Genomic DNA, 5,949 nt, shown 5'->3' with positions numbered 1-5,949 from the left:
TTGCCCTTGACGGTGTTGATCTCGCCGTTGTGCGCCACATAGCGGTAAGGGTGGGCCAGCGGCCATTCGGGGAACGTGTTGGTGGAGAAGCGCTGGTGCACCAGGCCCAGCGCCGAGACGCAGCGCTCGTCCTGCAGGTCGCGGAAGTAGGTACCCACCTGATCGGCCAGCAGCAGACCCTTGTAGACCACTGTGCGGCTGCTCATGCTGACCACGTAATACTCTTTGCTGTGCGTGAGCTTGAGGCGCTGGATGGCGCCGCTGGCCGTCTTGCGGATCACATACAGCTTGCGCTCCAGCGCGTCCTGCACGATCACATCGTTGCCGCGACCGATGAAGACCTGGCGAATGATGGGCTCCTTGGCGCGCACGGTGGGCGACATGGGCATGTCCATGTTCACCGGCACGTTGCGCCAACCGAGCAGCACCTGCCCTTCGGCGGCAATCGCACGCTCCATCTCCTGTTCGCAGGCCAGGCGGCTGGCGTGTTCCTTGGGCATGAAGATCATGCCGACGCCGTACTCGCCAGCAGGCGGCAACGTCACGCCTTGCGCCGCCATTTCTTCCCGGTACAAGGCATCGGGCAACTGGATCAAGAGACCCGCACCGTCGCCCATGAGCTTGTCGGCACCGACCGCCCCCCGGTGGTCGAGGTTCTCCAGAATCTTCAGGCCCTGCTGCACGATGCCGTGGCTTTTTTCGCCCTTGATGTGCGCCACAAAGCCCACGCCACAGGCGTCGTGCTCGTTGGAAGGGTCGTACAGACCGTGTTGCTGGAGGTACTGCTGTTCGGCTGCCGTGGTCATGGCGCTTCCTTCTCGGTTCGTAGGGCGTTGATGCAAATCGGGACTGCGGAGCATATTGCATTGCAACAATAATGCCAAGCAGATTAATGGGGGTCAGATTCCAATTTCGCGCGCGCGATTTTCAAATCAGGCTTAATCAGGGACAGATCAAGATCAAGTGAGGTGGTGCAACCAGCACCGTCGAAGTCAGCGACCATCCGAGGGCGTCATCGGCGGTCGGCCTGCACGCGCTTCGCTGATCCGGCGGCTCGTCTGCCTCTGCAGGGTCTCCACAAAGTCGGCGTCACCCAGCGCCCAGCCGTGCAGCGTGGCGTGCGTGATGGCTTTTTGTGCATCGACGGCCAGCCCCGCGCGCACCAATTCGGTGTAAGCGGCTTCCCGCGCAAAGGGCGTATTTCCGAGGCTCCAGAACAGGGGATGGGGTGTGACCCGCCGGTCGTTGGTCTGGCCAATGAAGTGGCGGTGGCTGGACCAAACGAATTGCTTCGGGTCGCTGACCATGCCGGCGCGGACGGGATTGAGGTCCAGGTAGGCCATGCAGGCCAGAAGATACCGGTCGGTCTGGATCAGGGTCGACTTATACCGCCCTTCCCACAGCGTGCCGGTGCGCTGGTGACGGTCGTTGAAATAGCGCACGTAGCGCCGCCCCACCGCCTGCATCATCAATGGCACGCCCTCCCCCGTGTCGGGCGTGAGCAGCAGGTGGAAATGGTTGTCCATCAGCACATAAGCGTTGATGGCCACCTGGTGCTTCCTGGCGTTCTCACCCATCAGGTCCAGCAGCACCTCGCGGTCGGCATCGGTCTTGACGATGGGCTGGCGGTTGTTGCCGCGCTGGATCACGTGGTGCGGATAACCGGCAACGGTCAGGCGTGGAAGTCGGGCCATGGCGTTCGGGGAGGTGAGAAATTGGAATCTGACCCCAATTAGACAACAACCCGGCTTCGCCAGGCGGCTTGCAGGCGACCAGCCAGCATCAAGCCCAACACGGACGACGCCACCGTGACCCACCACGTGGACTGCCAGCCACCGGCCTGGGTGGCAACCCAGGCCACGAGTGGCGGGCCGATGAACTGCCCCAGGGCCGAGAACTGCTGCATCCAGCCGACCGTGGTGGACACGGTGTCTTCGCCCGGCGCCAGCACCACCGCCAAACCGAACAAGGTGCCGGGGATCAGTCCCCCCACGCCTGAAAACACCAGCACGGCCAGGTACTGCGCGACAGGATGCCCCGACGCCGCAAACGCGATGACAGAGCCGAGGCCCATGGCGCAAAAGCCCAAAGCCAGCAGCACGCCGGGGGGCACGCCCCGGGACAACAGACGCCCGGCGCCAATGTTGCCGAGCATGTTGATGCCGGCAGCCAACGCACTGAGGCCGCCCACTGTCGCTGCGGCATAGCCGGCTTGCGCGTAAATGGTCGGCAGGAACCCGACCACCGCCAGCCATTGGCCTGAGTACAGAAAAAACGCCAGAGCAACCCACCACGGGCCAGGCGAAGTGAGCGTCCTGCGGAGCCGCGGACCCCAGGCGACACCGTTCCCCGGCTTGGTGGCAGCCGACACACCGTCGGGCGCGACGCTACGCGCCAGCAGCGCAGCCGAGCAGAGCGACAGCACAGACAAGACCACCCAAGCCCACCGCCAGCCGACCTGACCCATGAGCGCGCCGCCCATCAACAAGGCCAGCGCGGTGCCCAGCGGCATGTAGGCGCCCCACCAACCCAAGGCACGAGACAAAGTGGCGGCGTGCAGGACTCGGCGGCGCAGCAGGCCCGGCGCTGGCAACACAGCAAGAAGAAACCCCACACCTTCCACCACGCGCGACAGCAACAGCAGGCCCGCGCCTGGCGCGGCGGCACCCATCGCGCTGCCCATCGCCAACAGCACAAGACCGGCCAACATCACCCGCCGTGGCCCGAGCCGGTCTGCCATGAGGCCAACCGCCAGGCCCAGGGTCATGCCGGCCAGTTGCACCAACGACAGCAGAAACCCCGCCTGCACCAGCGTGAGCTGCATGGCATCGCGCAACACGGGGATTGCCACCGGCAACTTGCCGATGTGCAGGGCGCAGGAGACACCCACAACAAACACGATGGCAGCTGTTCGCCGGGAAGCCGGGTCTTCGCGGTCGGTCATGGCACTGCGCAGCCCATTCAGGGAAAGACCACTGTGCCGAACAGGCGCTCGTGCTCACGGATCGCGAAGCGATCGGTCATGCCGGCGATGTAGTCGGCCACGGCGCGCGGGTGGTGCTGGCTGCTGCCGTGCGCCTCGGGCAGTTCTTGCGGTGCGTTGAGATAACGGTCAAACAAATCGCTCACCACCTGCCGGGCACGTCCGGTGGTTTCCATCACCTGGGGATGGCGGTAGAGGTTGCGCAGCAGAAAGGTCTTGAGCACCTGCGAAGGGTCGCGCATGGCCGCAGAGAATGCGACCAGGGGCGGCATGCGGCGCGCGGCATCGGCGTCAACCGGCCCTTGTTCTGCGATGCGCGCACGGGTGTTGTCGATCACGTCGTACACCTGATCGCTGAGCATCAGACGGATCGTCTCGAACAACAAGCGTCGGCCCGCCAGCAAGGGATGCACCCGCAGCGCCTGCTGGCGGTAGTGCGCGAACAAGGGAACCTCGTCGAGTTGCTCCAGCGTGAGCAGGCCGGAGCGCACACCGTCGTCGATGTCGTGCGCGTTGTACGCAATCTCATCGGCCAGATTGCACAGCTGCGCCTCCAGGCTGGGTGAACCGCCGTTGAGAAATCGGGCCGCCACCCCGTTGGGCTCAAGGCGCTCCAACCGCTGTGCATGGGCACGAGAGCAGTGTTTGAGGATGCCCTCGCGGGTCTCAAAGCACAGGTTCAAACCGTCGAACGACGGGTATCGCTCTTCCAGTTCGTCCACCACGCGCAAGCTCTGCAGGTTGTGCTCAAAACCGCCACCATTGGCGGCGAGGTCGCTGAGCGCCAGGGACTGCATGCAGGCGTTCAAAGCGTCCTGTCCCGCATGCCCGAACGGCGTATGGCCCAGGTCGTGCGCCAGCGCAATGGCTTCCACCAGGTCTTCGTTGAGCTGCAGCGACCTTGCGATGCTGCGCCCGAGCTGCGCGACTTCGAGCGAGTGCGTCAGGCGCGTGCGAAACAGGTCACCCTCGTGGTTCAGAAAGACCTGGGTCTTGTAGACCAGCCGGCGAAACGCCGTGGAGTGGATGACTCGGTCGCGATCGCGTTGGAAGGCGGTGCGCGTGGGCGCTTCAGCCTCCGGGTAGCGGCGTCCCCGGCTGCGTGCGGGATCACTGGCATACGCCGCCAGGCCTTGCACCGGATGCTGCGGCTGCCGCTCCATCAGGCCTGCACGCTGTCGGCGATCACCTGCGCCACCAGTGCATCGGGCGCGCTGCGCACCACGGCGCTGCCGGGGCGGTCAATCACCACGAACTTGATCTCGCCAGCCTCCGACTTCTTGTCGACCCGCATCAACGCGAGGTAGCGACCGAGGTTGTCGTGCGCATCCAGCACAGGCGCCACGGTGGGCAGGCCCGCCGCTTGAACCAGCCGCGTGAGGCGCTCGACAAAGGCGACGTCCACCCCGCCCAGCAACTGCGAGAGTCGGGCGGCCATCACCATGCCGCAGCCCACCGCTTCGCCGTGCAGCCACACGCCGTATCCCATACCTGCCTCGATGGCGTGGCCAAAGGTGTGCCCGAAGTTCAGGATGGCCCGCAGCCCGGCTTCACGCTCGTCCTGCCCTACCACCCAGGCCTTGATCTCGCAGCTGCGTTTGACCGCGTGGGCCAGAGCACCGGGATCTCGCGCGGTGAGCGCTTCCATGTTCCCCTCGATCCAGTCGAAGAAGGCCATGTCGGCAATCGGGCCGTACTTGATCACTTCGGCCAGCCCTGCACTGAGTTCGCGGGCGGGCAAGGTGGTGAGCGTGTCCAGGTCGCAGAGCACCCGCTGCGGCTGGTAAAAAGCCCCGATCATGTTTTTGCCCAACGGGTGGTTGATGGCCGTCTTGCCACCGACCGATGAGTCCACCTGCGCCAGCAGCGTCGTTGGCACCTGCACGAACGGCACGCCCCGCATGTAGCTGGCCGCAGCGAAGCCCGTCATGTCACCCACCACACCACCGCCCAGCGCAAACATCACCGTCTTGCGGTCGCAGCCGTGGGACAGCAGTGCATCGAAGATCAGGTTCAAGGACTCCCAGGTCTTGTGGGTTTCACCGTCCGGCAGGCACACCGTGTGAATACGCGCATAGCTCGACGACAGCGCGCGCTCGAGCCGTTGGGCGTACAGCGGCGCGACGGTTTCGTTGGTCACGATCATGGCGCTGTGGGCGGCGGGCAGATGCGCATAACTCTCGGCGGCATCGAGCAAACCCGATCCGATGTCGATGACGTAGCTGCGGTCACCGAGATCGATGCTCACACGTTCGCGCTTGGGGAGTAGGGCTTGTTTCGTCATGGGCACCGAGTTTATGCCCTGGCTGCCGGTGCGCCGGCGGTGGTGCTCAGCGTTGCGGCGGCGCAGCGCCGGGCGTCACCACGCCCGCGAGCTCCAGCTGCATCACGATCATGTTCACCAACATGGCCACCGAAGGTCGGCCGGTCTCGATGACGAAATGTGCGGTCTCCCGGTACAAGGGATCGCGCACCGCATAGAGATCTTTCAGTCGCTGCAGGGGGTCGGCCACTTGCAACAGAGGACGGTTGCGGTCATAGCGCAGACGGCGGAACACCTCTTCGGGCGTCGAACGAAGATACACAACGGAGCCGCGCTCGTGAAGCCGCTCCCGGTTCTCCTTGCGCAGCACCGACCCGCCGCCAGTGGAAACCACGCAAGCGGGGGCAGCGGTCAATTCATCAAGGATCGAGACCTCCATGTCTCGAAATCGATCCTCCCCTTCGCGCTCGAAAAACTCGCGGATCGAGCAGCCCAATCGCTGTTCGATCACGTGATCGGAGTCAAAAAAGGGGAGCGCAATGCGGCGGGCCAATTGCCGGCCCACCGTCGACTTGCCCGAGCCAGGCAAGCCGATCAGGAAACAGGACGCGGCGCTCAATTGATCGCGGATCGACCCAGCACGCGCGGTGTGATGAAGATGAGCAATTCCGACTTGTTGTTGATCCGCTCGCGGGACTTGAAC

5 protein-coding genes and 1 pseudogene are annotated in these 5,949 nt (G+C 64.6%); all 6 read right to left on the bottom strand.

Annotated elements, in window-relative coordinates; all coding sequences use genetic code 11:
* Positions 1 to 806, bottom strand: a pseudogene (locus Q0C59_RS18015) (glutamate synthase subunit alpha); the annotation flags it as partial.
* A gap of 186 nt (positions 807 to 992) precedes the next feature.
* Positions 993 to 1,694, bottom strand: a complete 702-nt coding sequence (locus Q0C59_RS18010) for a transposase (RefSeq protein WP_291218123.1) — start codon at positions 1,692 to 1,694, stop codon at positions 993 to 995.
* A gap of 38 nt (positions 1,695 to 1,732) precedes the next feature.
* On the bottom strand, positions 1,733 to 2,944 hold the full coding sequence (locus Q0C59_RS18005; RefSeq protein ID WP_291218121.1) for a CynX/NimT family MFS transporter: 1,212 nt from the start codon (positions 2,942 to 2,944) through the stop codon (positions 1,733 to 1,735).
* 17 nt (positions 2,945 to 2,961) lie between these two features.
* A complete protein-coding gene (locus tag Q0C59_RS18000; RefSeq protein WP_291218118.1) occupies positions 2,962 to 4,146 on the bottom strand; it encodes a deoxyguanosinetriphosphate triphosphohydrolase in 1,185 nt (394 codons plus the stop codon).
* A complete protein-coding gene (gene aroB, locus Q0C59_RS17995) occupies positions 4,146 to 5,267 on the bottom strand; it encodes a 3-dehydroquinate synthase (RefSeq protein ID WP_291218116.1) in 1,122 nt (373 codons plus the stop codon). Before aroB ends, Q0C59_RS18000 begins: the two co-directional genes overlap by 1 nt.
* A 46-nt stretch (positions 5,268 to 5,313) precedes the next feature.
* Positions 5,314 to 5,841 carry a shikimate kinase gene (locus Q0C59_RS17990; RefSeq protein WP_291218125.1) on the bottom strand — a complete coding sequence of 176 codons (528 nt, stop codon included), beginning with the start codon at positions 5,839 to 5,841 and terminating at the stop codon, positions 5,314 to 5,316.
* Between the last annotated feature and the right edge of the window lie 108 nt (positions 5,842 to 5,949).

It is taken from the genome of Hydrogenophaga sp., assembly GCF_022844385.1.
Classification (GTDB): Bacteria; Pseudomonadota; Gammaproteobacteria; order Burkholderiales; family Burkholderiaceae_C; genus Hydrogenophaga.
This window is presented reverse-complemented; position numbering and strand designations above follow the sequence as displayed.

What these genes read in the sequence shown, in the direction of transcription:
- Q0C59_RS18000 (WP_291218118.1), bottom strand. Translation starts at nt 4,146, where the DNA reads ATGGAGCGGCAGCCGCAGCATCCGGTGCAAGGCCTGGCGGCGTATGCC.
- Q0C59_RS18010 (WP_291218123.1), bottom strand. Translation starts at nt 1,694, where the DNA reads ATGGCCCGACTTCCACGCCTGACCGTTGCCGGTTATCCGCACCACGTG.
- Q0C59_RS18005 (WP_291218121.1), bottom strand. Translation starts at nt 2,944, where the DNA reads ATGACCGACCGCGAAGACCCGGCTTCCCGGCGAACAGCTGCCATCGTG.
- aroB (WP_291218116.1), bottom strand. Translation starts at nt 5,267, where the DNA reads ATGACGAAACAAGCCCTACTCCCCAAGCGCGAACGTGTGAGCATCGAT.